Origin of the sequence: Actinomadura geliboluensis, from assembly GCF_005889745.1 — a bacterium.
Classification (GTDB): Bacteria; Actinomycetota; Actinomycetes; order Streptosporangiales; family Streptosporangiaceae; genus Spirillospora; species Spirillospora geliboluensis.
Map to the genome: position 1 here is coordinate 1 of NZ_VCKZ01000645.1, position 2,984 is coordinate 2,984.

Sequence of the window (2,984 nt, forward strand, 5' to 3'; positions counted from 1 at the left end):
TCCGTCGTCGGCAGCGTCAGATGGGTATAAGAGACAGCGGCTCCTCCGCCGCGACCGCCTCCCGCCATCCGGCCGGGCCGCGGTAGACCAGCGCTAGCCCGCTGGTGTTCGGCCCGTCTGCGGCTCGGGCGACTCGCAGCGCCAGCAGCGCGTACGAACGCAGCCACTCGTCGTCCATGTCGGCCTCCTTCTGCCAGAGGGGTTCCGCAATCGAGGCCAAGCTAGCCGTACGGTTTTCCGTACACTGCACGGATGGGAACTGCACGCACGGACTCGGTCTGGTTTCGCGGCGCGGAACGTCCGCGCAAGCCCCGGCTGTCGCGCGAGCGGATCGTCGCGGCGGCGGTCGCGCTGCTCGACGCCGAGGGCGTGGACGGCTTCTCGATGCGGCGGCTCGCCGCCCGGCTCGGCGCCGGGACCATGTCGCTGTACGAGTACGTCGCCGCCAAGGAGGACGTCCTCGATCTGGCCCTCGACGCCGCCATCGCCGAGATCGAGCCGGTGCCGGACGAGACCGGCGGCTGGCGGGACGTCGTCGCCGCGCACATGGCTCGCGGGCGGGAGGTCATGCTCCGCCACCCGTGGGTGCCCGCCCTGATGGGGACGAGACCGCTGCTGGGCCCCGGTTCCCTGGCCCGCTCCGAGCGCGTGTTCGCGGCGCTCCACCGGGCGGGCCTGTCGGGACCGGAGCTCACCGCGGCCGTGAGCGCGGTCAGCGGCTACCTGCACGGGTTCGTCGCCGAGGAGCTGGCATGGCGCGCCCGGTTCCGCGACCCGGCGGCGGAGGCGGAGCTGCGGGAGCGGGCCGGGGAGCTGATCCGGCGGGACGCCGCCGACTACCCGACGCTCGCCGCGCACATGGACGCCGGAGGCACCGACTTCGGCGCGGGGTTCGAGCTCGGCCTGTCGATCGTCCTGGACGGGATCGCGGCGCGGCTCCCCGCCTGATCCCGACCGCGGCTCTCCCCTGATGCCGACCGCGGCGCCCGGGCGGTCAGGGGCGGGGGATGTTGCGCAGGTTGCTGCGCGCCAGGTCGAGCATCTTGCCGACGCCCCCGGTGAGGACGGTCTTGCCCGCCGACAGCGCGAACCCCTTGACCTGCTGCGGCGTGATGTGCGGCGGGATGGACAGGGCGTTCGGGTCGGTGACGACGTCCAGCAGGTACGGGCCGGGCGCGGCGAGGGCCCGCTCCATCAGCGTGCGGACGTCGGACGGGCGCTCCACCCGCGCCGACTCGATCCCCATGGCCGCCGCGACCGCCGCGTAGTCGACGGCCTCGTGGTCGGTCTCGTAGGCGGGGAAGCCGTCCACCATCATCTCCAGCTTCACCATGCCGAGCGACGCGTTGTTGAGCAGGATGATCTTCACGGGGACGCGGTGGAGCTTCACGGTGAGCAGCTCGCCGAGCAGCATCCCGAGGCCGCCGTCGCCGGAGAGCGACACGACCTGGCGTCCGGGCGCGCCGTACTGGGCGCCGATGGCGTGCGGCAGCGCGTTGGCCATGGAGCCGTGCACGAACGAGCCCATCACGCGGCGGCGCCCGTTGGGGGTGAGGTAGCGGGCGGCCCACACGTTGCACATGCCGGTGTCGACGGTGAATATCGCGTCGTCGGCGGCGAGGTCGTCCAGGACGCTCGCGACGAACTCCGGATGGATCGGAATGTGCTTCTCGATGTCGCGCGTGTAGGCGGAGACGACGTTCTCCAGCGCGCGCGTGTGGCGGTGCAGCATGTCGTCCAGATACGACTGGTCCTGCTTCTGCTCGACCTGGTCCATGACCAGTCTCAGCGTCTCGCCCACGTCACCATGGACGGCCAGGTCGAGCGGTGTGCGCCGCCCTAGCTTCGCCGGGTCGTCGTCCACCTGGATCGTGTTCTTGCCGGGCAGGAACGGGTCGTACGGGAAGTCGGTGCCCAGCAGCAGGACGAGGTCGGCGGCCTGCATCGCCTCGTAGCAGGCGCCGTAGCCGAGCAGTCCGCTCATGCCGACGTCGAAGGGGTTGTCGTACTGGATCCACTCCTTGCCGCGCAGCGCGTGCCCGACCGGCGACAGCAGCCTGTGCGCCAGCTCCATCACCTCGGCGTGCGCGTCCTTCGCGCCGGAGCCGCAGAACAGCATCGGCCTGCGCGCCCGGTTCAGCGCCCCGGCGAGCTGCGCGACCTGGTCGGACGGCGGCCGGACGATCCCCTTCCGGACGAGGAAGTCGTGCTCCCCGGTCGGGGCGACGGCGTCCTTGCCGGCGGTGTCGCCGGGCATCGTCAGCACCGCGACGCCGCCGTGCCCGATCGCGTGCTGGATCGCGGTCCGCAGGATGCGCGGCATCTGCTCCGGCGTGACGATCTGCTCGCAGTAGTGGCTGCACTCGGTGAACAGCCGCTCGGGATGCGTCTCCTGGAAGTAGCCGCTGCCGATCTGGACGCTCGGGATCTGCGACGCCAGCGCCAGCACCGGCGCCCCCGACCGGTGAGCGTCGTAGAGGCCCTGGATCAGGTGCGTGTTGCCGGGCCCGCAGCTGCCCGCGCACACCGCGAGCCGCCCGGTCGTCTGCGCCTCGGCCGCCGCCGCGAACGCGCCCGCCTCCTCGTTGCGGACGTGCACCCAGTCGATCCCGGCCGTCCGGCGGACGGCGTCCACGACGGGGTTGAGGCTGTCGCCCACCACCCCGTAGACGCGCCGTACGCCGGCCTGCCGCAGCACCTCGATGAACTGGTCGGCGACGGTCGCCATGCGTGCCTCCCCGTGGTCTGTCCGCTCCCCGCTCCGGGAAATGCCCGATGATCTCCCCCTGACACCCGGCGGCCCGCCGGGTTAAATGGTCAAACCATGAACCGGATGTGGGGTGCGGGTCGAATGCGGCGCGATGGTGGGATATGGGGTGGCGGTCGACTGCGGGTCGCGAGTGGGATGCGGGTCGCGAGTGGGATGCGGGTCGCGAGTGGGATGCGGGGCGCAGGTGGGATGTGGAGCGCGGGTGGGATGTGGG

At 72.0% G+C, this 2,984-nt stretch carries 3 protein-coding genes; 1 reads left to right on the plus strand and 2 read right to left on the minus strand.

From position 1 onward, the window contains the following. Positions 1–16: 16 nt before the first annotated feature. Positions 17–178 (minus strand): hypothetical protein, encoded by a 162-nt coding sequence (locus ETD96_RS45570; RefSeq protein WP_171069522.1) that lies wholly within the window; start codon positions 176–178, stop codon positions 17–19. A gap of 74 nt (positions 179–252) precedes the next feature. Between ETD96_RS45570 and ETD96_RS42945 the strand changes: the two genes are divergently transcribed. Further along, a complete protein-coding gene (locus ETD96_RS42945; RefSeq protein WP_138642216.1) occupies positions 253–948 on the plus strand; it encodes a TetR/AcrR family transcriptional regulator in 696 nt (231 codons plus the stop codon). Between the two features lie 46 nt (positions 949–994). On the opposite strand, the gene ETD96_RS42950 is transcribed toward ETD96_RS42945, so the two are convergent. Then, positions 995–2,728 (minus strand): pyruvate dehydrogenase, encoded by a 1,734-nt coding sequence (locus tag ETD96_RS42950; protein ID WP_138642217.1) that lies wholly within the window; start codon positions 2,726–2,728, stop codon positions 995–997. Between the last annotated feature and the right edge of the window lie 256 nt (positions 2,729–2,984).